Raw genomic sequence first — 23,721 nt, forward strand, 5'->3', positions numbered from 1 at the left:
CGAAGTGGCAGGCACGAAGCAAGAAACGGACCGATAGCAACAAGCCATCTAAATGGGCACGTGCGCGAATGCAGTGCAGCCGATACGCATCAAAGTGGGGCAAAACCACACAGAATGCACCGCAGGGCTGTCACCGCCATGGGGACACAATGGGACGCCGAAGGCAGGAATCGGAACGAAAACCCTAACCGATTGATCGCACGCACAAATTTTTTGAACAGACGCTTGACACATCCCCGATCTCAGAGAATAATGCGCGCCACTTGGCTACATAGCTCAGTTGGTTAGAGCATAGCATTCATAATGCTGGGGTCCGGGGTTCAAGTCCCTGTGTAGCCACCAAGTACCTCAACAAAGCCCGCCTCGTGCGGGCTTTGTTGTTTCTGGCTGTCTGATCCGTCCATCGTCCCGGCAGCCAGGCTGGCCCAGAGCCTTTAAGATATCCCTTCAAGATGCATTCCTTATCTACTGAGGTCGAGCTCATGCGTTTCACGATTCCTGCACTGGTTCTAGGTCTTCTGATTTCCCAAGGCGCAATGGCCGGCAGCACCAACACCGCCATTGGTGGTGGCCTGGGTGGCGCGCTGGGCAACGTGGTCGGTCAGCAAATGGGCGGTAGCACCGGTGCTGCGGTTGGCGCAGGCCTGGCAGGCGCTGCCGGCAGTGCGGTGGGCGCGAAGAAGGGCCACAAGACCCGCGCAGCCGTCGGCGGCGGTCTTGGCGGCGCTGCCGGTTCGGTGATCGGCAACAAGCTGGGTGGCAAGACGGGCGGCACCATCGGCGCAGGCCTGGGCGGCGCTGCAGGTGGTGCTCTGGGCGGTAAATAATTTACCCTCCCTTGCGAGACGCGCACCCTGGTTCGCGTCTCAAACCCCGTTAATGAAGCAATGGATGTTCAATGTCTGATTTTCGTAATGATGCAGCCCAGCCTGCCCAGTCTTCCAAGCAGGCCTACGAAGACGCCATCAATCTTTCACAGCACGTGCCCCAGGCCAAGACCATCAGCGAGATGGTGCTCGACGCCTTCCAGAGCGCCAAGGAAAGCGATCAGATTCGTGAGCTTCGCGCAGCCATCCGTCAGGCCCACGATCGTTTCGACGACGACCAGGCCTACGAACTGATGGGCCAGCTCAAACAGCTCAAGGACGCCGAAGCCGCCGACATGGCCGCGCTGGAAGACCTGAGCACGAAATTCCCGATCAGCCGGATCCTGTCCAGCTACAAGGAAGACCCAAGCTTCCAGGAACTGGTCTACAGCCTGGCATTGAAGGTACTGAACCAGACCCATCAGGCCGTCAGCAACCCGAGCGGCGGCAAGAGCAAGGCCACACGGGCGAAGAAAGAAGCCGAAGTGTTCGTCATCAGCAAGGACGGCATCAGCGTCACCCTGCCCCTGCGCACCCCGCGCTCCAAAGCCAGCCTGGACCGCGAAGCCTTCGAATTCCTGGGCTTCTCGTTCATCGGCGAAGGCGATGAGGCAGAACTGCAAAGCGAAATCTTCACGGACAACGAAGGCAACGAACAGCCTGCCACCCGCAAGAACATCGTGACAGCGATTGCCCAGCAGACGGCGTTTGCAGGGTATAGCGCGGTTCAGCAGTAAGGTTTCACATCCTGGGTGTTGCAGGTTCTGATCTGCAACACTCAGCGCTTCTTCGCGACACTCACCGGCACCGGCACCTCGTGCGCGCGAGACTTGATCAACTCTGCCAGATCCAGATCGTCCAGCCGCTCCATCATGGCTTCAAAGACCTCGGTCGGCACCATGTAACCCATGACTCGGTTGTGGTTGAGCACCGCAATGGGCTGACCGTTTCCCCCCTTTAGTACCGCCGAAGGGTTTTTCTTTAGTTCGGACACGCTTACGGCGACATCAGCAAGAACACTTTGCATATTTAAGCCCTCAAAACAGGTCGTTATTTTGGACCTTTTATCCCTGCCCCACAATCCCCGCCCCTGTTGTTTCCAGTTTTCGCGCTCGCGTGCCCAGCGCCTGATGTAACCTCGACACCTGTCCACGGCATTGCAATACAACAGGCCGATAGTGGTCGTCATGGAAACAACGGGAGGTGTAGCGATGCAGATTCTTGGTGAAACGATCATCGGCCAACGTACCGCGCGCGGCCAGGGTGGCGAGGTGTTTGCCCTTGCGGCCGCCACCGGCGAGCAGTTGACCCCGGCCTTCGGCGCCAGCACGGTGGATGATGTGCAGGCGGCCTGTGAACTGGCAGAAGCCGCCTTCGACCCTTACCGACACTTGAGCGACGAGCAGCGGGCGAGTTTTCTCGATGCCATCGCACAAGGCCTGCTGGATCTTGGCGACACCCTGACCGAGCGTGTTCACCTGGAAAGCGGCCTGCCCAAGCCGCGCCTGGAGGGCGAGCGCATGCGCACCGTCAACCAGCTCAAGCTGTTCGCCAGCCTGTTGCGCGACGGTCGCTGGCACGGCGCGGTGCTGGACAGTGCACTGCCGGATCGTCAGCCGCTGCCTCGCGCTGACCTGCGTCAGCGCCGCATCGGCGTCGGCCCGGTTGCAGTGTTCGGCGCCAGCAACTTCCCGCTGGCCTTTTCGGTGGCGGGTGGCGACACGGCCTCGGCGCTGGCGGCCGGTTGCCCGGTCATCGTCAAGGCTCACCCGGCGCACCTGGGCACCAGCGAGCTGGTTGGCAGAGTGATCCAGAAAGCCGCCGCCGACACTCGGATGCCGGACGGCGTGTTCTCGCTACTGATCGACAAGGACATCAGCGTCGGCCAGGCGCTAGTGAGCCACCCACGCATTCAGGCGGTAGGTTTTACCGGTTCGCGTCGCGGTGGCCTGGCGCTGGTCGCCGCAGCCCAAGCCCGCCCGGTGCCGATTCCGGTTTACGCGGAGATGAGCAGCATCAACCCGGTGTTCCTCCTGCCCGCTGCGCTGACGAGCCGTGCAGACAGCATCGCACAAGGCTTTGTCGATTCCCTGGTGCTGGGCGCCGGGCAGTTCTGCACCAACCCCGGCCTGTTGCTGGCGCTGGAAAGCGATGCGCTTGAGCGCTTCGTTTCGGCCGCCGCCAAGGCACTGGCTGAAAAGACGCCGACCACCATGCTCACGCCGAATATTCACGGCGCCTACTGCAATGGCCTGAACAACCTGCACAAAGCCGCTGGCGTTACGCTGGTGGCTGAAGGTCGCGAAGCTGAGGGCTCGTTCCAGGCACGGGCCGCGTTCTTTCGCACCGACTCGGCTACCTTCCTCGCCAACCCGGCGCTGGAAGACGAGAACTTCGGCCCGAGCGCGCTGTTGATCGTGTGCAAGGATGTGGCGGACCTGCAGAAAGTCGCGGCCAGGTTCGACGGCCAGTTGACCGTCACCCTGCACTATGAGGAAGGCGACAAGGCGATTGCCCAGGCGTTGATGCCGATTCTGGAGCGCAAGGCGGGGCGGATTCTGTTCAATGATTTCCCCACCGGTGTCGAGGTGAGTTACTCGATGGTCCACGGCGGGCCGTTCCCGGCGACATCGGACAGCCGCAGTACCTCGGTGGGTGCCACGGCCATCGACCGTTTCCTGCGTCCGGTGTGCTACCAGAACGTGCCGGATTCCCTGCTGCCGCCCGCGCTGCAACAAGGCAATCCGCTGCGCACCTGGCGTCTGGTGGATGGTCAGCCGGTCAAGGATTGACCGCGCTTCTGTAGGAGCGCGCTTGCCCGCGACGGCGGCCTTGAGATCGCCACGCCGGCAAGCCGTGCTGCTACGGGTGGGGCGTCGCGCTTGCCGGCGTCAGCGAGCTTGAAACTGGCCCATAATCTGCGCTCTCAAGTCGCCGAGCGCTCCAGCACCCTGCCATCGACACTCTCCCCGATCACCAGAAAATGCCCGCCGGCCACGTGGTGCAAGGTGCGCAACTCATCAAACCCATCAAAATGCCAGCGCCCGTCCGAAAACACGCGCTCGTCCGCCCAGGCGGCGACCACCTCGCCGATGAACAGATCATACTGATTCTGGTTATGCGGCTCGGGCAGCAAGCGACACTCCAGCCAGGCCACACAGCCCTCCAGCAGCGGCGCCTCGACCACCTCACCGTCGAAGGTCGACAGGTTGTACGCCTTGAACTTGTCGAAGCCCTGCTCTCCGGAAATCTCCAGCCCCGAAGTCGAACCCACCGTCTCGACGATATCCACCTGGCTGACCGTCGGCACGTTGATCACGAAGGTCCCCGAGCCTTCCAGCAAGGTGCGCGTCCACACCGACTTGTCCAGCACCACCGTCACCTTGGGCGGCAGGAAGTCCAGTGGCATCGCCCACGCCGCCGCCATGATATTGCGCTGCCCTTCATGGGCGGCACTGACCAGCACCGTCGGCCCGTGATTGAGCAGGCGATAGCATTTGGCGAGGGGAACAGCGCGGCGATGGGAAGCGGACATGACGGATGATCCTGAGAAAAGAAAAACACATGCTCAGGAAACTACAGGGTTTGTCGCCCCGAGAAAACGCCGGGGCCACACCCACCAGCATTCTGTCGGCTTGCTGAACCAGCCCAAAATACCCCTTCCCTCACGCCGGAAAATAGTGATGTAATACTATAACAAAACATTTCAGGCACATTTACAGTGAAACCCGCTCCCCGACTTTCCCCCAACATCGCTGTCTCCGCGCTCGCTCAATCGGCGGGCAGGCGGGTGCTGGTTTCACTGGCCCTGATCGCGCTCCTGTGGGCGGGCATCGCGTGGGCGGTGGCAATCCCATGAGTGCCGCGATTGATCTACACGACCTGACCGTGACCTACGAGCGCCGGCCTGCGGTGCATCACGTCAGCGGGCGTTTCGCGGCGGGCAGCCTGACGGCGATTGTCGGGCCGAACGGCGCAGGCAAGTCGACGCTGATAAAGGCCATCGCCGGGACACTGAAACCTGCGGTGGGCCGTATCGACCGTGGCAGCCTGAAAACCCGGCACATCGGCTATCTCCCTCAAGCGGCGGAGATCGATCGCAGCTTTCCACTGAGCGTGGCCGACACCGTGATGATGGGCGCCTGGCGCAGCATTGGCGCGTTTCGCGGCGCCACCCGCCAGCATGCCGAACAGGCGCGCCAGGCGTTATTGGCGGTAGGCCTTGAGGGCTTTGAACAGCGCAGCATCAGCTCGCTGTCGTCGGGGCAGTTTCAGCGGGTGCTGTTCGCGCGGCTGCTGTTACAGGACGCTTCGGTGATCCTGCTCGATGAGCCGTTCAACGCCATCGACGCGCGCACCACCCGGGACCTGCTCAAGCTCATCAACACCTGGCACGGCCAGGGCCGCACCGTGATTGCCGTGCTGCACGACATCGAGCAGGTTCGCCAGCACTTCCCCAGTACCTTGCTGCTGGCGCGGGAAACCATCGCCTGGGGCAACACCGCCGACATCCTTCACGCTGATAACCTGCGCCGCGCCAAGAACATGGCCGAGCACTGGAGCCCGGACGCTGCGGCCTGTGAACTCGACGAGGAAGCCACGCTGTGACCCTCTATAGCCTGTTGATTCAACCCTTCGTCGATTTCGGCTTCATGCGCCGCGCGCTGGTGGCCTGTCTGGCGCTCGGCATCGGTTCCGGCCCGGTCGGCGTGTTGCTGATGCTGCGCCGCATGAGCCTTGTGGGTGACGCCATGAGCCACGCGGTGCTACCCGGTGCCGCCGTGGGCTTCCTGTTCGCCGGGCTGTCGTTGCCGGCGATGGGCTTCGGCGGGCTGATCGCCGGCCTTGCCGTAGCGTTGCTGTCGGGTCTGGTGAGCCGTTTCACCACCCTGCGCGAAGACGCAAGCTTTGCCAGTTTCTACCTGACGTCGCTCGCCGCCGGCGTGCTGATCGTGTCGCTGCACGGCTCCAACGTCGATCTGCTGCACGTACTGTTTGGCACCATTCTGGCCATCGACGATCAAGCGATTTTCATGGTCGGCGCCATCGCCTCCTTCACCCTGGTGCTGTTGGCGCTGATTTACCGGCCACTGATTCTGGAGTGTTTCGACCCTGGCTTCCTGCGTGCCGTCGGTGGCCGCGGATCGCTGTACCACGTGCTGTTTTTGCTGCTGGTGGTGCTCAATCTGGTCGCAGGCTTCCAGGCATTGGGCACGCTGATGGCCGTGGGCATGATGATGCTCCCCGCTACCGTGGCGCGGTTCTGGGCGACGTCCCTGACCGGCATGATCGTGATTTCCACGGTAGTGGCTACCCTGTCCGGCTTCATCGGGTTGATCGTGTCCTACCACGCCAGCGTCGCCTCGGGCCCGGCCATCGTCCTGACTGCCAGCGCCTTCTACCTGTTCTCCCTGTTCTTTGGACGCAGCGGTTTTCTGCACCGCCTGTTTCCGAGGGCTCACCTGTCCGGCTGATCGTTCTCCCACCTCAAGGAAATCACATGAAACGTTTGACGCTTCTGACCGCCGCACTGGCGCTGTCGGGCCTGGCCAACTTCGCCCAGGCGAAACCCGTGGAAACCGTTGCCTCCTTCACCGTTATTGCCGACATGGTGCAGAACGTCGGCGGCGATCACGTCCACGTGACCTCGCTGATCGGTCCCAATGGCGACCCCCACGTGTACGAGCCGACACCCAACGACGCCCAGGCCCTGAAAAAGGCCGACGTGGTGTTCGTCAGCGGGCTGCATCTGGAAGGCTGGCTTGACCGGCTCATCACGGCATCCGGCTACAAGGGTGAGCCAGTGGTGCTGTCCAACGGCATCATGACCCGCAGCATGGAAGAAGACGGCGAGAAGATCACCGATCCGCACGCCTGGAACAGCGCGGTAAACGGCATCGTCTACGTCAGAAATATCATCAAGGCCCTGCAGAAAGCTGACCCGGAGCACGCTGCCGACTACAAGGCCAACGGTGAGAAATACATCGTCCAGTTGCAGGACATGGACGCCTACGCCCGCGCGCAGATCAACGCCATCCCCGCCCCACAGCGCAAAGTGCTGACGTCCCACGACGCGTTCGGCTATTTCGGCGACGCCTATGGCGTGACCTTTCTCTCGCCCTTGGGCTTTTCCACCGAAACCGAGGCTTCGGCTGCCGATGTCGGCAAGCTGATTACCCAGATCAAACAGGAGCACGTCAGCGCCTACTTCTTCGAAAACTCCAGCGACCCGCGCCTGGTGCAGCAGATCGCCAATGCCAGCGGCGCGCATCCGGGTGGCGAGTTGTATGTGGAATCGCTGTCGCCCGCCAACGGCCCGGCGGCTACCTACGTGAAGATGTTTCGCTACAACGTGGACAAGATGACGGCGGCGATGAAGGGGCAGTGAATACAATTTCTTGAACAACCAGGAACCGTAGCAGCACGGCTTGCCGGCGGGAGCGGTGTGTCTGTGACGAATGCGCCGTCTGGCACACCGCCCCGCCGGCAAGCCGTGCTGCTACGGACTTACTGCGTCCAGGGCGCCTCGTTGGCGACTTCAATGCCGTAACGCTCGATCACCTGGGCCGCCATTTGCGCAGGCACCTTGCCCACGCGGATTTGCGCCGTCACCGCCGCCAGCACGATGTGATAGCGATCCACCTCGAAGAAACCGCGCAACCTGGCGCGGGTGTCGCTGCGGCCAAAACCATCGGTGCCCAGCACCGTGTAATCACTGCTCACATATGCGGCGATCAACTGCGGCAGCGCCCGCACGTAATCAGACACCGCAATCACCGGCGCGCCTGTTGGCAGGCATTGTTCAAGATGGCTGACCCGCTTGGCATCCTCCGGGTGCAGCCGGTTCCAGCGTTCCACCTCACGGGCCTCGCGTTCAAGTTCGGTGAAGCTGGTGACACTGAACACCTCGCTTTCAATCTGCCAGTCCTGCGCCAGCAGCTCGGCGGCGGCAATCGCCTCACGCAGAAGGGTGCCGGCCCCCAGCAAACGCACCCGGCCCCGGGCCTCGTCCAGCCGATGCTCGGCGAACCGGTACAGGCCACGAATCACCGACGCCTCCACACCTTCGGGCAATGAAGGCTGTGGATAATTTTCGTTCATCACCGTGACGTAGTAGAACTCATCGACATCCCGCTCCAGCATCTCCCGCATGCCGTGGTCGAGGATCACCGCAAGCTCACCGGCAAACGCCGGATCGTAGGCCCGGCAATTGGGCACGGTCGATGCGATCAGATGACTTGCACCGTCCTGATGCTGCAACCCCTCGCCACCCAAAGTGGTGCGGCCAGCCGTTGCGCCCAGCAGAAACCCGCGGGCACGCTGGTCGGCCGCAGCCCAGATCAGATCGCCGACACGCTGGAAACCAAACATCGAGTAGTAAATGTAGAACGGCAACATGCGCAGGCCATGGGCCGAGTAACTGGTTGCCGCCGCCACCCATGAACTGATTGCCCCCGCTTCGCTGATGCCCTCTTCCAGAATCTGGCCGTTGGTGGCTTCGCGATAGCTGAGGATCGAACCGATGTCTTCGGGCTCATAGCGCTGGCCGACACTGGAGTAGATGCCGATCTGCTTGAACAGGTTGGCCATGCCGAAGGTGCGCGCCTCATCCGCGACGATGGGCACCACCCGCGGGCCGAGTTGCTTGTCCTTGAGCAGGTTGCCGAGCAGCCGCACGAAGGCCATGGTGGTCGACATTTCCTTGCCGTCCGCCTGGGTGGCGAAGCTTGCGTAGCCCTCGCGAGGCGGCACGGCGACAGGTTCTGCCGCACTGCAACGACTCGGCACGGAGCCACCCAGCGCCTGGCGCCGCTGTTGCAGGTAGCGCATTTCCGCGCTGTTCGCTTGGGGCTTGAGGAAGCTCAGGTTTTCTGTCTGCTCATCTGTCAGTGGCAGATGAAAACGGTTACGAAAGTTGAGGAGCGCCTCGCGGTCCAGCTTCTTCTGCTGATGGGTGGTCATCTTGCCCTGCCCCGCCTCGCCCATGCCGAAACCCTTTTTGGTCTGGGCCAGAATCACCGTCGGCCGGCCTTTGTGCTCACTCGCCGCCTTGTAAGCCGCGAAGATTTTCACCAGGTCGTGGCCGCCGCGCTTGAGGCGGTCGATCTGCTCGTCGGTAAGGCCTTCGGCGAGTTTCTTCAAGGCATCGTTCTGCCCGAAAAAGTGCTCACGATTGTAGCTGCCGTCTTTTGCCGCGAAGGTCTGGAACTGGCCGTCGACGGTCTGCGACAGCGCCCGGACCAGCGAGCCGTCCGCATCCCGGGCGAACAACGGGTCCCAGTCAGAACCCCAGACCAGCTTGATCACATTCCAGCCCGCGCCACTGAACAGCGCCTCAAGCTCATCGATGATCCGGCCATTGCCACGCACCGGCCCGTCGAGCCGCTGAAGGTTGCAATTGACCACCCAAGTCAGGTTGTCGAGCCCTTCACGCGCGGCCAGGGTCAGCGCCGACATGCTTTCCGGCTCATCCATCTCGCCATCGCCGAACACACCCCACACATGGCGGGCGGCGGTGCTTTGCAGCCCGCGATGTTGCAGGTAGCGCATGAACCGCGCCTGATAAATCGAGCTGATCGGGCCGATGCCCATGGAGCCTGTGGGAAATTGCCAGAAATCCTGCATCAGCCAGGGGTGTGGATAACTCGACAGCCCACGGGCTCCTACACGCGGACCTCCGATTTCCTGACGATAGTGAGCCAGATCCTCTTCGCTCAAACGCCCTTCGAGAAACGCCCGCGCATAGATCCCCGGCGCCGAATGGGGCTGGTAGAACACCAGGTCACCACCCTGATCCGAATTGCGGGCGCGGAAAAAATGATTGAAGCCCACCTCGAACAGGTCAGCGGCGCTGGCGTAGCTAGCGATATGCCCGCCCAGTTCGCCATAGGCCTGATTGGCGCGTACCACCATCGCCAGCGCGTTCCAGCGCATCAGCGACGCCAGACGCTCTTCGATGGCCAGGTCTCCGGGAAACATCGGCTGCTGGTCGACACCGATGGTGTTGATGTACGGCGTGCCATGGGAAGGCTGCCAACCGATGCCGGGATCGCGGGCCAGGCTGGCCAGCATGTCGAGGATTTCACGCGCGCGCTCGGCACCCGCGTTGTCGAGCACCGACATCAGGGCATCTCGCCACTCGTTCATCTCCAATTGATCGTCATGGCTGCGCACACTGGCCGCCGAATCGAAATGGCTCATAGACACCTCCCGTTGAATAAGGAAAAGTCTATGCTCGTGCCTGCAGATTTAATGACCGATCTGCAGGGCCACGAGCATGATCGTCAGCATAAAAAACTCAATAACTGGCAGATTGAAGCACGATGAACTTCGACAGCATTGACCTGAAAATCCTTCGAGAACTGCAACGCGACAGCAGCCTGTCCAACGTCGAACTGGCCAGGCGCGTGCACCTTTCGCCCTCGCCATGCCTGGCGCGGGTCAAGGCACTGGAAGCCAGCGGCTGCATCCGCGAATACGTCGCCCTGCTCGCACCGGAACACCTGGGCCTGCGCCTGAACGTGTTCATTTCCATCAGCCTCAAGGAACAGAGCCGCGAAGCGCTGCAGAATTTCGAGCGCCGCGTGTGTGAATGTGAAGAGGTGATGGAGTGCTACCTGATGACGGGCGATGCCGATTACCTGCTGCGCGTGGTGATGGCCGACATGCAGGCGCTGGAACACTTCATCATCGAACGCCTGTCGCCGATGCCGGAAGTGGAAAAAATCCGCTCCAGCCTTTCGCTCAAGCAGGTGCGCTACAAGACTGCGCTGCCGCTCAGGCCGTAAGGACCTTCGGGCGCGGTTGCGGGTCAATCCTGTAAGCTGGCGGCCATTCGAGCATTGTCTGCGCCCGCCTGCAATAAAGGAGCCTCGATGACTGCCCTTTGCTTCGCGCCGTTTCAAGACCTGGCCAACCGGCTCATCCCGCACACCGTGGCCGAACACGCCGATGGCTCCCACGACGTTTCGCACCTGCATCGGGTGTGGAGTAATGTCTGCGCGATCCGCGACAAGGAAGGCGGCGACCATCAGATCCTGCTGGCCGCCACGCTGCTGCACGACTGCGTCGCCGTGGAAAAGAACTCCCCATTCCGAGCCAGCGCCTCGCGCCTGGCCGCCGCCAAGGCCAGCGAATTACTGGCCGAAATGGGTTGGGACGAAGAACGCACCCAGGCCGTGGCCCACGCCATTGAAGCCCACAGCTACTCCGCGAACATCACGCCCACCACCCTTGAAGCGAAAATCCTCCAGGACGCCGACCGCCTCGACGCCATCGGCATGGTCGGCGTCGCCCGGCTGTTCTACGTCTCAGGCCGCATGGGCAGCCACCTCTACGACCCCGCCGACCCACAATCCCTGCGCCGCGAACTGGACGACAAACGCTTTGCCGTCGATCACTTCACCACCAAGATCTTCACCCTGGCCCAGGGCTTCCAGACCCGAACCGGCCGCGAAATGGCGCAGGTCAGGCATGAGCGGGCGAAGCGGTTCTTGCGCGAGTTCATGGAGGAGATTGGAGGCTGAAGAAGAGCCCCCCCCCGTGCTCGCGTGTCCGGTTAAACCGATATTTCCGATGGCGTGTGAGTCTTGAGCCAGTCGACAAGCGCAGCATTCATTCGCGTCTGCCAACCGGGACCCGAAGCCTTGAATTGCTGAACGACGTCAGGCTCCAGCCGAATCGTGATCCGCTCACGAACGATCTGAGCCTTGGGGCGGCCGCGCTTGACCAACCGCCCACCGACGAACTCATCGGCCCGTTCAAAAAAGTCTTCCGTCAGTTCAGGAGCATCATCCGGATCAACCCAGGCGGTGTCCGTAGAGTTTTTGTTCGCGCTCATTGGCCTTCCTCATGGAAATGATGCGGCGAGCCGCGCCGCGCGGTGTCCAGACGAGGACGACCATTCGCCCTGACAACAGTCCTATCGTGATGAACCGACACTCTCCGTACTCTTGCCGATCATCTTCGGCGGATAGGTGCGGACCTGCGAATACAAGACTCGCATCAGCGAAATCGAGACCTCGCTCATTCAAGGTTTTGTCGCGCTTGGCAATGTCGAAGATTATCTGCATCAAATTATTGTATGTACAGAAAATAATCCATCAAGACGTCAAACGCAGCTTCAGACTTATCTGACGACCTCCGCTGAAAAGGCTGAACCAGAGGCTCAAACGGGGTGATGAAGTACCGTTCATCGCCCTGCCGTCAAATTACAACAAATCTGCAACATTTCTCGCCCGATGTCACAAAGACATCATGGAACCTCTCTATAACGGGGTCTCCGATGTATTCCTCACTGGGGATTGGTGGCTGTGAAAAGGTTATTGCGTGGATTGTTCCGTCCTTCGTCAAAGCCCGCGTTTCTGCGGCGCTTCCGGATTGCCCAGCGTCTGGTGCTGTGTTTCGGGGTGACGGCACTTCTGTTGGTCGCCCTTGGGGTGTTCAGCCTGCTGCAGATGCAGAGCATTCGTGCCCAGGGTGAAGCGGTCGAGAGCGGGGCGATGCCCAGTATCGCCATGGCCGACGCCATCGCCATTGACCTGATCAAGCTGCGTGGCGAAAGCGCCCGCCTGATTGCCAACGCCGATGATCCGAGCGCCGTGGTCACCAGCAAAATCAACGTCGAGCAGCTGAAAAACGAAGTCGAAAAAGGCTTCAGCGACTACCTCGCCCACTCCACCGACAGCACCGAGCGTGACTCGATCAAGGCCTTGCAGGACGCCTACAAAGCGTTCATGCCGGGGCTGCACGACGAAATCGCTTTGATCGAGCAAAACAAACTTAACGATGCACGCATGTTGCTCAACACCTCTTTGAGCCTGCAGGGCGACCTGATGGACATGCAGGTGCAGCTGCTGCGCGAACTCAACAAGCAGAGCGCCGCAGCCGCCGTGGACGGGGCCGGCAGCCGGTTCCAGCAGACGCGCATCATCGCGGTCAGCGCCATCGTCGTAGCCCTGGTGCTGACCTTGCTGCTGGCCTGGCGCTTGAGTGTGAGCATTATTCGTCCGTTGCGTCAGTCGCTGCAGATCGCCAGCACCATTGCCGAAGGCGACCTGAGCCCGCAGCCGATTCCCGAAGGCCGCGATGAAACCGCGCAGCTGTTGAAGATGCTGGGCCAGATGCGCGGCAACCTGCACGGCACCATCGATCAGATCTATGCCGCTGCCAGCCAGTTGAGCCAGTCGGTCCAGGAAATGGGTGCGATTGCCGAGGCCAGCGCGAAAAACCTGCAGATGCAGAACGATGAAATCGAGCAAGCAGCGGTGGCCGTGAATCAGATGAGCCAGGCGGCGGTGGAAGTGGCGGACAACGCCAGCAACACGTCCACCGAATCGAAGGCGTCGAACGAGGCCGCCGCCGAGGGTCGTCTGCGCCTGACCGGCACCATCGACTCCATCAAGGAACTGACCGACAACGTGCTGGATTCCTCGCACCAGGCCGATGGGCTGGCCGAGCGGACGTTGAGCATCAGCAAGATTCTGGAAGTGATTCGCGCCATCGCCAACCAGACCAACCTGCTGGCTCTCAACGCGGCCATCGAGGCGGCGCGGGCTGGCGAGGCGGGTCGCGGATTCGCTGTGGTGGCCGATGAGGTGCGCTCGCTGGCACAGCGTACCAGTGCATCGACCACCGAGATCGAAAGCCTGATCAACGATGTGCAGAAGAGCACCCAGGAGACCGCTGAAACGCTGCGAGTCACCGCCTCCCAGGCGAGCATGACCCTGGAGCAGGCAGCCGCCACCAGCCAGGCGCTGACGGTCATCATCAGCTCGACCTCGACCATCAGCGACCGCAACATGCTGATCGCCAGTGCCGCCGAGCAACAAGCTCAGGTCGCCAACGAGGTGGACCGCAACCTGAGCAGCATTCGCGACCTGTCGACCCAGTCGGCGTCCGGTGCGCAGCAGACCACCGTGGCCAGTAACGCCCTGGCGATGCTGGCCACGGATCTGAACTCGATGGTGCAGAGGTTTGTGCTCTAACGCCCCGTAGGAGCGCGCTTGCCCGCGATTGCAGTGTGCCTGTACCAACTGAAGTAGCTGACACACCGCCTTCGCGGGCAAGCGCGCTCCTACAGAAATGCGGTTTTATGTTGCCGGGCCATTTTCGGTCATGTCCCTTGTGTTTCATTATTGAGACGCACCCGATCGGGTGCCGACAACAACAAGGACATGAGCATGAAGAAAACCGCTGCACTGAGCGTCGCCCTGACTGCGCTCACTCTGACCCTCACCGCCCACGCTGACGTCGACGTCAAGCTGGGCAGCAAGGAGCGCGTCACCCGCCTCTTCGCCTACCCCAACAACTGCAACGTGATCTGCTTTCGCGACTGGACGCTGGAGCAGACCGTCGAGCACTACCTCAAGCAAAGCGTCCAGCGCGACGGTTACAGCAGTGCCCAGGTGCGCGTGGTCAATGACAACGACCAGCTTCACGCGACGATCACTGGCGTTCCCGACGGCTACGACAAGCCGCTGACCAGCCTGCTGGACGCGGGGGACCTCGCGTACTCCGGTGCGCGGAAGCTCAATGCCGATGGCAAGTTCGCCTACAACTGGTACCTGTTCCTGCCGCTGGGCATGGCACTGGAAAATCGCAAGAGCGTCGAACTGCTGCATTTCCCGCCGGATTACTCACTGACTCAGGCCCAGGATTACCTGCGCTCGGCCACCAGCGACCGCTGGGCGGCGCTGTTGACCGACAATGGCATTCCCGCCGACCAGACGCCCGCGTTCCAGACCATCATCGACATCGCCCCGATTGCCGCACCTTCCAATGCCGGCAAGGATCTGGAAGGCGTGTACGGCTACTTCAACGATTACCAGACCACGATGGTCAAGCAGGTCAGCCAGAGTTCGACAGGCACTTCGCTGCCCATGGTGGCCTTTGGTGCGCCGGTGCGTAGCTGGATCAAGGAACAGTACAAGGTCGAGGTGCCCGTTTTGGGCCTGGCGACCATCAGCCCGGCGGCTGGGCAGAATGTATCGGTGATCGGCTCCAACCACCCGAGCTATATCTGGTATGCGGCGGACAAGAGCAACTACGGGGGCGATCAGACCAAGGCGGATGAGGCTGGCTTGAAGGTGATGGGGCAGGATTTGAGCGCCGCGTGCTGGCAGGCTGGCATGGGGCAGAAGCCTGAAAGCGACGGGGCCGCATTGCTCAAAAAGTGCACAACCCAATGGCAAGTCACGGACAAGGTCCAGACCTGCAAGCTGTTCTACACCTCGGTGAGGAAGCTCACCCCAGACCAGGCGGCGGCGAAATGCCGGACCGGGTCGGTAGGTCGGCAGCTGGATCAACTGCGCAAGCCATTGCCGCAGATGACCCGCCAGCCGGCTGCGTAACGGCGCCTGTCGCAACACGGCTTGCCGGCGCGGGCGATCTTGAGATCGCCGTCGCGGGCAAGCGCGCTCCTACAGGGGCGGTTATTCGCCCAGCGGGCGCAGGCGGTATTGTGGGGGCAACTGCTCGAAACCGCTGATGGTGGTGTCGAGACTCTTCCAGCGGCCGTCCTTGATGCCGTAGATGCACCCGTGCACCGACAGCTTCTGCCCGCGATGCCAGGCGTTCTGAACGATGCTGGTATGGGCGACGTTGGCCACCTGCTGAATCACGTTCAGCTCGCACATGCGGTCGACGCGTTCTTCTTCGGTCGGCAGCGTGGCCAGCGCCTGGCGATTCTCGTAATACAGGTCGCGAATGGTACGCAGCCAGCCGTCGATCAGGCCGAACTGGCGATCCTGCATCGAGGCACGTACGCCGCCGCAGCCATAGTGGCCGGTGACCAGGATGTGTTTGACCTTGAGTACATCGACCGCGTACTGGATCACCGACAGACAGTTAAGGTCAGTGTGCAGCACCACATTGGCGACGTTGCGATGGACGAACAGGTCGCCCGGCAGCATGCCGACGATTTCATTGGCCGGGACACGGGCGTCCGAACAACCGATCCAGAGGTATTCCGGGGTCTGCTGACGAGCCAGTTTGGCGAAGAACTCAGGGTCCTCTTCCTTGATGGCGGCAGCCCAACGTTCATTATTATCGATCAGATCTTGTAATTCGTTCATGCGTTGATGCCTCGAAGATGATGCTCAGCTATGACTTGTGCCCGTTATCGCCGGTCACGTCCATTTGCCACGACCGGTGGGCAAACAGAGGGAATCTTCATTACAGCCCCCGGTCCACCCATTGAGACCGCTCACTTTGAGGATTTGTCATGAACGATTCACGCCGCCCTTTCGGTGCCACCCAGCCCGAACCCATCGATGATAATGAAGACCGCATGGGCTCGATGGAAGAACTCAACTTCAATGACAACAACGAGCCCAGTGGTCGCATCGGTGACACGATTCCTGCCGACGAGCTGGAAAACTACATTCCCGAGGAACGCGTGCGTGAAGCAGGGATGACCGGGGCGTCTACGGACGATCACAATCCCACCGACGACGACATGAGCCCGGAAAACCTGATCCCCGAGGACGGCGCACGCTCGGCCCGTGAAGCCGGAGAAGGCGGCCCGGCAGACTTTGATCTGAGTATCGTCGATGAAGACGACATCGGCGGCGGCGACGGCCTGGATGAAGAAGAGATGGCCATCCTCGACCCGCTGGACGGCAAACCCGGCGTCTAGCTCTCGTAGCAGCCGGGCTTGCCCGCGAGGCGTCCTCAAGATCGCCCCCGCCGGCAAGCCGTGCTGCTACAGGAGCGTCGCAACCCGCCCTTGTAGCAGCCGGGCTTGCCCGCGGGGGCGTCCTCAAATTCGCCCCCGCCGGCAAGCGGAGCGCCGCCCGGCCGGGCTGCTACGGGTTATTCAACCAATGTGCAGGCCATGACCAGCGCGTCCTCACGCCCGCCGACTGCCGGGTAGTAATCGCGGCGGCGGCCCACTTCGTTGAAGCCATAGCGTTCGTACAAACGGTAGGCAGATTGGTTGCTCGCGCGCAATTCCAGGAAGCACTCGCGGCCGTTGATCTCGTAGGCGCGCTTCATCAGTTTATCCAGCAGCAACAGGCCCAACCCACGGCCCTGGCTCTCTGGCTTGACCGTGATGTTGAGCAAATGCGCCTCGTCGATGATGACGTTGATCACGCCATGCCCGACCTGCTGATTGCCCTCGAACATCAACCAGATTTCGTAGGATTTCAGGCCATCCAGAAAAATACCGCGGGTCCAGGGGTGGCTGAACGCTGCGTATTCAATCTTGAGCACCGCATCCAGGTCTGCTTCGGTCATGCGGCGAAACGTTACGGCATCACTCATTCACAGTCTTCCAACGTGCCATCAGTTGACGCATGGCACGCCAAACGTCGGCCTTGCGCTGAGGCTCGTCCATCAACAGTTCAAGACCCGGCAGCGCCCAGGCCGAACCCAGGCCTTCGACCTGGAATTCTAGATTGTAGGACTCGGCGTCAGCCTCACCAGCAAAACGCACGGCCGGCAGTCCGATCAGCCACAGGCAGGTGCAGGGCTCTTCTTCGGTGCGAGCGTAGAGAAAACCCTGAACGAAATCCCGCGCCGCTTCCGGCCCCTGATCCATCTGTCCACGCACCAGCAGCGGCCAACGCACGGGCTCACCAATGATCTGCGGACTGTCAGGCAGACCGGCGGCGCGCAGCATGTCCTTGAGCAACAGATAGGAGGGATCGCGACTCTGGAAAGGCTCACCCGTGGCCAGCTCGACCAGCAACAGGCAACTACCAGCACGCAGCAATTGCAGGGAAAAACGCGGCGGCGGCACGACTGGCGCCTTGGCCACCACTGCCGCCTCTTCCGGCTCGGCGACCTTGACCGCAGGCTTGGCAGCGGACGAAGGGCGTGGCACCTCGATCTTCGGGCGTTCGATCGTCCGCGCGGCAGGCGCAGGATTCGCAGCCACGGCATCGCCAAGCTGCTGGCGTTCGACAGCGGCAGGCGCAGGCTGCGTGACCTCGTCATCGAACACCGGCAATGGCGCGAGAAGCTCCGGACGCGAAGGCGCGGCAAAGGGAAGTTCGGTGCGTGGCAGCCAGCTGACCACCTGCATGGCGGTCAGAAAGGCGCGACGTCTAGGCTCGTTGAGCACGGGACAGCCACCTGTGGATAAAGTCAGGACCGGGATTCTACAGACCTTCGACCGATCACGCCGCAGTTGATCGACTGAGGGTGAAAACCAACCCCTTCGATGCAGTACAATTGCCGCTTTTATTTGCCAACCAGCGGCCATCCGATGATCGAACCTAAGCGCGTCCTGCGCGCCCTTGCCGAACACTGGGCGCTCCTTGAGCCACTGTGCGAGCATTTCGACCAGGGCACACTGAGCCTGAGCGAGCTGCGCGTGCAGCTGGCGGCCCAGCAACTGGAAAGCACGCCCCAGGACATCACCAACCTGCTGGACGTGTGGATTCGCCTCGATATTCTGGTGCCCGTGGCGAAGAGCCCGAACCGTTTCGAGCTGAACGCGCAGATCCACGACTTCCTGTCCTATCTGCGCCGCGAACACCGCCTGGGCCTGTGCCTGGAGATCGAAGCCTACCTGCGCCATCTGGAGCGCCTGGCCGGTTACATCCAGGAAGCCTTCGAAGCACGCGACGCCAACGACCTCGCCCGCCAACTGCGCCTGCTCGACATGCGCGTGCGTGACGTGCTGAAAAAGCTCGCCAACGACGAGCAGGCGCTGGTTTCCGTGGCCGAACGCGCCAAGACCAGCGACCGCCAGATCCCGCTGCGCCAGCGTTATGCCGAAGTCCTCGCGACCTGGGACGAATACGTCGAGCCGATGATCCAGTTGGTGAATGCCGACGGCGCATTCGAACAGGGCGTGCGCAAGGTCGAGAACGTGCTGCTGCGCATGCTCAGCGACCAGCAACGTCTGGGCCATCTGGTTGACGACGACATGCTGCTGCGCACCCACGCGCGCATCCTCGAAATGCAGACCAGCGCGCAGCTGACCCTGCGCCATGCCCGCGAACTGCTGTTGCCGCTGCGCGAAGAAGCCCGCCGCCACAACGCCGTGACCCGTGGCGCCGCCCTGGCCCTGTCGGCCATTCGCCGCAAGGGCATCGACGCCGTGCCGCAGGCCGCCATGCCGATGTTCACCCGTCCGCAAAGCACCTTTTTGGGCAGCGCGAACCAGGTCGAGGCCTACGTCTATGCCCTGGCCCGCTTCGAGCCGAAACCGGCGCGCTTCCCCAAGGCCAGCCTGACCCGCAAGGGCGAGCCGCCAAGGGCGCCGCGCACGGTCAAGGAAATGGTCGAGCGCTGCGAAGAAGCCCTGCCGATGCCGGACCTGATGGTCTGGCTGCTGGAACAGGAGCCGACCGGCGCCACCGACGAATTGCTGTATTGGTTCTCGCGCCTGTCGCGGGAAAAACGCTTCAAGCGCGAGCGTCTGGAACGCCGCGAGTACCTGACCCAGGAGCACCGAGTCAGCCTGCGCTCCTTCGCCCTGCTCTCGAGCAAAGACGCCACCCCAGAGAATTCCGAGGGCACCGCCCATGCATCTTGATCTATCTGAAATGTCCCAGCTCGCGCCGATCTTTCGCGAGCTGTTCAAGGGCTACCACATCAGCCGCCGCGACCCGGAGCTGTACGCCCAATTGTCGAACGCGCAGGACCAGTACCGCACGCTGTTCAAGGCGCTGGGCTTCGAGCTGGTCTGCGACACCCGCGGCTTCTACTACTTCGTGCCGGACCTTGCCGCCGCGCAGGTCAACAAGACCGCCCAGCGCCTGGCCCTCTTCACCTTCATCCTCGTTGAACACCTGGCTGACCAGGGCCGTGACCCGGTGGCCGTGCTCGATGGCGGCAGCCTTGGCCGTGACGAGCTGCCTTCGCTGCTGGAAAAGTACCGCGACCTGTTCCTGCAGGCCGAAGTGCAAACCCAGGACGAGCTGGAAGAGAAAATCATGCGCCGCATGACCCAGCTGGGTTTTGCCGCAGAAGAAGTAGGGATCTATCGCTTCCTGCCGCCGATGCACCGTTTCCTCGACGTCTGCCTGTCGGTCCAGCAGGACCGCGACCTGGCGGCCAGCCTGCACAGCGACCTGCCGTTGCCGACGCCTGTATTGATCGATGACGACAGCGACGAAAAACTCCTGCAGACCGACGACCCGCTGGATCTGGCCGAGTTTGACGAAACAGAAGAAACCGAAGAGCAGGCCCTGGCCCGCGCGATCGCCGAAGAACAGGAGCTTGACGCATGAGCCAGGAACGCTACGGCATCCGCCGCTTCGCCCTGCTGAACACAGCCGGTTACAGCCTCGGGCTGTTTCCGCTGGAACACCCGTTGTCGGTGTACGGCGCGAACAACCTGGGCAAGAGCGCGTCGATCAACGCGCTGCAATTCCCGATTCTGGCGCGCATGTCGGACATGTCCTTCGGCAAGTACAGCCTGGATCAGTCGCGTCGCTTCTACTTCGCGTCGGACACCAGCTACATTCTGGTAGAAGTGTCCCTGCCCCACGGCCCGCACGTCATCGGCGTGGTCGGTCGCGGCCCGGGCGGCGGCTTCGGTCACCAGTTCTTTGCCTACGCGGGCAAACTGGACCTGGCGCATTACCAGAAGAACGACACCTGCCTGCGGCAGAAAGAGCTGTTCACCAATCTGGAAAGTCAGGGCCTGAAGGCCTATGAGCTCAAGCCCGATGAACTGCGTCGCTTGCTGGTGGGCGGTCACACGTCGATCCCGCTGGACCTGACGCTGATCCCGCTGCGTTCAACCAGTGAACAGAGCCTGAAAACCTTCCGCGCGCTGTTCATCAACCTGCTGCACATGCGTGAAATCACCGCCGCCAAGCTCAAGCAACTGTTCCTCGATGCGTTCGAGCACAGCCTGCGCTCCGGTAGTGTCGATTACATCGCCGCGTGCGAAGAAGCCTTCCGCGATGTGCGACGCATGGAGCAGGACTACAACGCTCTGGTGCTGGCCGGCCCGCTGGTCGAGGCCTTGGCCAACGGCGTGAAACAGCGCGACGTGTTGCGCGGCAAGCTGCATCGCCTGTCGCCCTTGCTCGATTCGCTGCTGGGCACCTGGCAGGACTACTCCAACGCGCGCAAGGAAGAGCTGGTCATTCAGGCCGAGCACTACCGTGGCGAGCAGGACGCGCTGCAGAACGATCAGCGCGGCGGCACTCAGGAACTGATGCGCCTTGAGCGCGAGATCAGCAACATCCAGCGCTGGATTGGCGAACTGGCAGCGCTGAAAAACCGCTTCGCGCTTGTGGATAACGTCAAGACTCTCGAACAGCAACTGCTCGCGGCCAAGGATGCCCACGACGAACTGGCCGGCGCGCTGGCTCAGTCCCGGCAGTTCAGCGCCGAAGATCTGGACGAGCGCTTGCGCGATCTGGAAAAACGCCTGAAGTCGGTCAAGCAGCAGCTCGATCACGCGGACAACAACAGCTATGCCCGTCTGCGTGAAGAGTTTTCGCAACCGGACGTCGAGCGCCTGATGCGCCTGTTCAACAGCGCGCTGTTCAGCCTGCCGCTGGGCGAGCAAGGCATTGCCCTGGATGACGGTGAGGCGTGGGTCAAATCTCTGGAAGCGATTCTCGATGGCTTCACGGGCGAGCGCTTCGAAGTGCCTGGGCTGTCGATCAACCTGTCGCACATCGAGCCACCTGCCTTGCAGGCCCTGGCCGACCGTGCGGCGTTGCGCGACCAGAAAGAGCGTCTTGAGAAAGAACTCAAGCAACTGAAAACCCAGCAGGCCGTTGCCGCAGACCGCGCAGCCAGCAAGACCCAGACCGAAGCCCTGTACCAGCAGGTGCTGGATGCGCAGAAGGCACTGGAAGACTTCCGCCGTACTCAGACCCTGAGTGCAGAGGAAGGCGAAAAGCTGGAGCAACTGGCGCAGATGGAAGCGGCGCAGGACGAACTCAAACGTTCCAGCGATGCCTTCACCGAACGCGTCCAGCAACTCTCGGCCAAGCTGCAACTGGTGGGCCGTCAGATCGGCGATCTGGAATCCAAGCAGCGCACACTGGATGACACATTGCGTCGCCGTCAGTTGCTGCCTGCGGATCTGCCATTTGGTACTCCGTTCATGGAGCCGGTGGACGACTCGCTGGATAACCTGCTGCCATTGCTCAACGACTATCAGGACAGCTGGCAGGGCCTGTTGCGCTGCGATGGCCAGATCGAGGCGCTGTATGCGCAGGTGCGCCTCAAGGGTGTTGCCAAGTTCGACAGTGAAGACGATATGGAACGCCGTCTGCAGCTGCTGATCAACGCTTACGCTCACCGCACCGATGAAGCGCTGACCTTGGGCAAGGCCCGTCGTGCGGCCGTGACCGATATCGCGCGTACCCTGCGCAACATCCGCAGCGACTACGACAGCCTTGAACACCAACTGGCGTTGTTCAACCGGGAGATCAACCGTCGTCAGGTTTCCAACCTGGAAAGCTTCCGTATCGTGCTGGCTCCAAACAAGGAAGCGCTCAAGCACATCGATCAAATTATCTACAGCGCCGGCCAGTACGAAGAAGGCGAAACGCTGTCGGTGTTCGATCTGAGCCAGAGCGCAGAGCAGGACAACAAGAACGAAGAGGCCAAGGAATACCTGGCGCGCCTGGTGGCGGCGAACCACAACCAGCTGGGTCTCAAGGACCTGTTCGAGTTGGCGTTCGAGATCACCAAGGTCAACAGCCAGCCGGTTATCCACACTGACATCGATGGCGCGGCGTCCAACGGCACCACGATGACCATCAAGGCGCTGACCAACATGTACTTGTTGCTGCACCTGATGGACCGCGAACAGGCCGGTCGTGTGCGTCTGCCTTACTACCTGGACGAAGCGGCCGACATCGACGAACGCAACCAGGCTGCCTTGCTGGAAACAAGCTTGCAGTTGGGCTTCGTGCCTATCCTGGCGAGCGTCAAGCCTCAGGTATCGGCGCATGTGGCGATCGACCTTGAGGGCGGCAGCGGGCCTGCGGGTATTTACATTGATGAGGCTGACTGGAAGTACATCCAGCGTCGCGATGAAGTGACTAAGGTGAAGGTGGTTGAAGTGGCAGAGGAAGCTGCTGAGTAAGCCTTTATCCAGGTTGTAAAAAAGCCCCGCATCGATGCGGGGCTTTTTTGTGGGCGTTGTACACGCTATCTGAGGCAACACCTCTCCGTAGCAGCACGGCTTGCCGGCGGGGGCGGCGTATCAGGCGATACATGTGTGACTGACACACCGGTCCCGCCGGCAAGCCGGACTGCTACGGGGATGGTGGTGGGTCAGGCGGTGCGGTGGTGTTTGTCCTGGCGCAGTCGCGGGCAAGCGCGCTCCTACAGGGGTCAGGGGTCGCATTCGGACGATGGCGGACCCGAGATCGCCTCGCCGGCAAGCCGGACTGCTACGGGATAGGCGCCACGATCCCTGTAGGAGCGCGCTTGCCCGCGATGGCGGTGGGTCAGGCGGTGCGGTGGTGTCGGTAATTACGCCTTCGCGGGCAAGCGCGCTCCTACAGGGCGGCATCAGGGTGGAAAACTTTTCCAGGCGCAAAAACAAAACCCCAACCGCGTCAGCGATTGGGGCTTTGGAATTTAATCTTGACGATGACCTACTCTCACATGGGGAAACCCCACACTACCATCGGCGATGCATCGTTTCACTTCTGAGTTCGGGATGGGATCAGGTGGTTCCAACGCTCTATGGTCGTCAAGAAATTCGGGTACCGATTCGTGGCCAGAAGGCCTCGCATCAGCAAATCAGGTATGTGATCGGTTTGTGTGTTGCAAACTTTCGGTTGCTGTCGTCTTCACAGTCACCGCAATCTGATGCTCTCTCGAGTCGCAGATTGCTTGGGTGTTATATGGTCAAGCCTCACGGGCAATTAGTATTGGTTAGCTCAACGCCTCACAGCGCTTACACACCCAACCT

General features: G+C 61.6%; 22 protein-coding genes, 1 tRNA gene, 1 rRNA gene and 1 pseudogene. 16 read left to right on the forward strand and 9 right to left on the reverse strand.

Annotated elements, in window-relative coordinates; translation table 11 throughout:
- Positions 1–265 precede the first annotated feature (265 nt).
- The 3 genes from ACIPOO_RS06145 (at position 266) to ACIPOO_RS06155 (ending at position 1,603) form a co-directional block, all read left to right on the forward strand.
- A tRNA-Met gene (locus ACIPOO_RS06145) sits at positions 266–342 on the forward strand.
- A gap of 140 nt (positions 343–482) precedes the next feature.
- Positions 483–827: a bacteriocin gene (locus tag ACIPOO_RS06150; protein ID WP_274132758.1), complete on the forward strand. Its 345-nt coding sequence runs from the start codon at positions 483–485 to the stop codon at positions 825–827.
- A gap of 71 nt (positions 828–898) precedes the next feature.
- Positions 899–1,603 (forward strand): hypothetical protein, encoded by a 705-nt coding sequence (locus tag ACIPOO_RS06155; protein ID WP_400605099.1) that lies wholly within the window; start codon positions 899–901, stop codon positions 1,601–1,603.
- A gap of 41 nt (positions 1,604–1,644) precedes the next feature.
- On the opposite strand, the gene ACIPOO_RS06160 is transcribed toward ACIPOO_RS06155, so the two are convergent.
- The gene (locus ACIPOO_RS06160) at positions 1,645–1,893 is read right to left on the reverse strand and encodes a type II toxin-antitoxin system Phd/YefM family antitoxin (protein WP_274132797.1); all 249 of its coding nucleotides are present in this window, start codon (positions 1,891–1,893) and stop codon (positions 1,645–1,647) included.
- Positions 1,894–2,077: 184 nt separating this feature from the next.
- Between ACIPOO_RS06160 and ACIPOO_RS06165 the strand changes: the two genes are divergently transcribed.
- Positions 2,078–3,658, forward strand: a complete 1,581-nt coding sequence (locus ACIPOO_RS06165) for an aldehyde dehydrogenase (NADP(+)) (protein WP_400605101.1) — start codon at positions 2,078–2,080, stop codon at positions 3,656–3,658.
- A gap of 134 nt (positions 3,659–3,792) precedes the next feature.
- Here the strand turns inward: ACIPOO_RS06165 and ACIPOO_RS06170 are convergent, their stop codons facing one another.
- Positions 3,793–4,401 carry a flavin reductase family protein gene (locus tag ACIPOO_RS06170; protein WP_274132763.1) on the reverse strand — a complete coding sequence of 203 codons (609 nt, stop codon included), beginning with the start codon at positions 4,399–4,401 and terminating at the stop codon, positions 3,793–3,795.
- Between the two features lie 320 nt (positions 4,402–4,721).
- Between ACIPOO_RS06170 and aztA the strand changes: the two genes are divergently transcribed.
- From aztA to ACIPOO_RS06185, 3 genes are read left to right on the forward strand one after another with little or no spacing between them, the layout of a single operon-like run.
- Entirely contained in the window at positions 4,722–5,474 is a 753-nt protein-coding gene (gene aztA, locus ACIPOO_RS06175) for a zinc ABC transporter ATP-binding protein AztA (RefSeq protein WP_400605103.1), read from the forward strand.
- Positions 5,471–6,340: a metal ABC transporter permease gene (locus ACIPOO_RS06180; RefSeq protein WP_400605105.1), complete on the forward strand. Its 870-nt coding sequence runs from the start codon at positions 5,471–5,473 to the stop codon at positions 6,338–6,340. Before aztA ends, ACIPOO_RS06180 begins: the two co-directional genes overlap by 4 nt.
- Positions 6,341–6,366: 26 nt before the next feature.
- Positions 6,367–7,254, forward strand: a complete 888-nt coding sequence (locus tag ACIPOO_RS06185) for a metal ABC transporter substrate-binding protein (protein ID WP_400605107.1) — start codon at positions 6,367–6,369, stop codon at positions 7,252–7,254.
- 119 nt (positions 7,255–7,373) lie between these two features.
- Here ACIPOO_RS06185 and mdeB read toward each other — a convergent pair whose 3' ends face one another.
- Entirely contained in the window at positions 7,374–10,067 is a 2,694-nt protein-coding gene (gene mdeB, locus ACIPOO_RS06190; RefSeq protein WP_400605109.1) for an alpha-ketoglutarate dehydrogenase, read from the reverse strand.
- Positions 10,068–10,189: 122 nt separating this feature from the next.
- On the opposite strand from mdeB, the gene ACIPOO_RS06195 reads away from it, so the two are divergent.
- Positions 10,190–10,654, forward strand: coding sequence for an Lrp/AsnC family transcriptional regulator (locus ACIPOO_RS06195; protein ID WP_274132772.1), 465 nt, complete (start codon positions 10,190–10,192; stop codon positions 10,652–10,654).
- A gap of 87 nt (positions 10,655–10,741) precedes the next feature.
- The gene (locus ACIPOO_RS06200; protein ID WP_400605112.1) at positions 10,742–11,392 is read left to right on the forward strand and encodes an HD domain-containing protein; all 651 of its coding nucleotides are present in this window, start codon (positions 10,742–10,744) and stop codon (positions 11,390–11,392) included.
- Between the two features lie 32 nt (positions 11,393–11,424).
- Here the strand turns inward: ACIPOO_RS06200 and ACIPOO_RS06205 are convergent, their stop codons facing one another.
- Positions 11,425–11,706: a BrnA antitoxin family protein gene (locus ACIPOO_RS06205; protein WP_400605114.1), complete on the reverse strand. Its 282-nt coding sequence runs from the start codon at positions 11,704–11,706 to the stop codon at positions 11,425–11,427.
- Positions 11,666–11,938 carry a BrnT family toxin gene (locus ACIPOO_RS06210; protein ID WP_400605116.1) on the reverse strand — a complete coding sequence of 91 codons (273 nt, stop codon included), beginning with the start codon at positions 11,936–11,938 and terminating at the stop codon, positions 11,666–11,668. Before ACIPOO_RS06210 ends, ACIPOO_RS06205 begins: the two co-directional genes overlap by 41 nt.
- A gap of 240 nt (positions 11,939–12,178) precedes the next feature.
- Here ACIPOO_RS06210 and ACIPOO_RS06215 point away from each other — a divergent pair.
- The 3 genes and pseudogenes from ACIPOO_RS06215 to ACIPOO_RS06225 form a co-directional block, all read left to right on the forward strand.
- Positions 12,179–12,994 (forward strand): annotated as a pseudogene (locus tag ACIPOO_RS06215) (MCP four helix bundle domain-containing protein); the annotation flags it as partial.
- Between the two features lie 108 nt (positions 12,995–13,102).
- Positions 13,103–13,852, forward strand: coding sequence for a methyl-accepting chemotaxis protein (locus tag ACIPOO_RS06220; protein ID WP_400605220.1), 750 nt, complete (start codon positions 13,103–13,105; stop codon positions 13,850–13,852).
- A gap of 195 nt (positions 13,853–14,047) precedes the next feature.
- Positions 14,048–15,217: a hypothetical protein gene (locus tag ACIPOO_RS06225; protein WP_400605118.1), complete on the forward strand. Its 1,170-nt coding sequence runs from the start codon at positions 14,048–14,050 to the stop codon at positions 15,215–15,217.
- Between the two features lie 81 nt (positions 15,218–15,298).
- Here the strand turns inward: ACIPOO_RS06225 and can are convergent, their stop codons facing one another.
- Positions 15,299–15,940 carry a carbonate dehydratase gene (can, locus tag ACIPOO_RS06230; protein WP_400605120.1) on the reverse strand — a complete coding sequence of 214 codons (642 nt, stop codon included), beginning with the start codon at positions 15,938–15,940 and terminating at the stop codon, positions 15,299–15,301.
- 149 nt (positions 15,941–16,089) lie between these two features.
- Between can and ACIPOO_RS06235 the strand changes: the two genes are divergently transcribed.
- Entirely contained in the window at positions 16,090–16,503 is a 414-nt protein-coding gene (locus ACIPOO_RS06235) for a serine kinase/phosphatase (protein WP_400605122.1), read from the forward strand.
- 176 nt (positions 16,504–16,679) lie between these two features.
- Here ACIPOO_RS06235 and rimI read toward each other — a convergent pair whose 3' ends face one another.
- Positions 16,680–17,132, reverse strand: coding sequence for a ribosomal protein S18-alanine N-acetyltransferase (gene rimI, locus ACIPOO_RS06240; protein ID WP_274132781.1), 453 nt, complete (start codon positions 17,130–17,132; stop codon positions 16,680–16,682).
- Positions 17,125–17,934, reverse strand: coding sequence for an energy transducer TonB (locus tag ACIPOO_RS06245; RefSeq protein ID WP_400605125.1), 810 nt, complete (start codon positions 17,932–17,934; stop codon positions 17,125–17,127). Before ACIPOO_RS06245 ends, rimI begins: the two co-directional genes overlap by 8 nt.
- Positions 17,935–18,078: 144 nt before the next feature.
- Between ACIPOO_RS06245 and mksB the strand changes: the two genes are divergently transcribed.
- From mksB to mksF, 3 genes are read left to right on the forward strand one after another with little or no spacing between them, the layout of a single operon-like run.
- Positions 18,079–19,356 carry an Mks condensin complex protein MksB gene (mksB, locus tag ACIPOO_RS06250; RefSeq protein WP_274132783.1) on the forward strand — a complete coding sequence of 426 codons (1,278 nt, stop codon included), beginning with the start codon at positions 18,079–18,081 and terminating at the stop codon, positions 19,354–19,356.
- Entirely contained in the window at positions 19,346–20,053 is a 708-nt protein-coding gene (gene mksE / locus ACIPOO_RS06255) for an Mks condensin complex protein MksE (RefSeq protein WP_400605127.1), read from the forward strand. Before mksB ends, mksE begins: the two co-directional genes overlap by 11 nt.
- On the forward strand, positions 20,050–22,884 hold the full coding sequence (gene mksF / locus ACIPOO_RS06260) for an Mks condensin complex protein MksF (protein ID WP_400605129.1): 2,835 nt from the start codon (positions 20,050–20,052) through the stop codon (positions 22,882–22,884). Before mksE ends, mksF begins: the two co-directional genes overlap by 4 nt.
- Before the next feature lie 504 nt (positions 22,885–23,388).
- Here the strand turns inward: mksF and rrf are convergent.
- A 5S ribosomal RNA gene (gene rrf / locus ACIPOO_RS06265) occupies positions 23,389–23,504 on the reverse strand.
- Between the last annotated feature and the right edge of the window lie 217 nt (positions 23,505–23,721).

Origin of the sequence: Pseudomonas sp. NPDC090201, from assembly GCF_044746825.1 — a bacterium.
In the GTDB taxonomy this organism is placed as follows: domain Bacteria; phylum Pseudomonadota; class Gammaproteobacteria; order Pseudomonadales; family Pseudomonadaceae; genus Aquipseudomonas; species Aquipseudomonas putida_AD.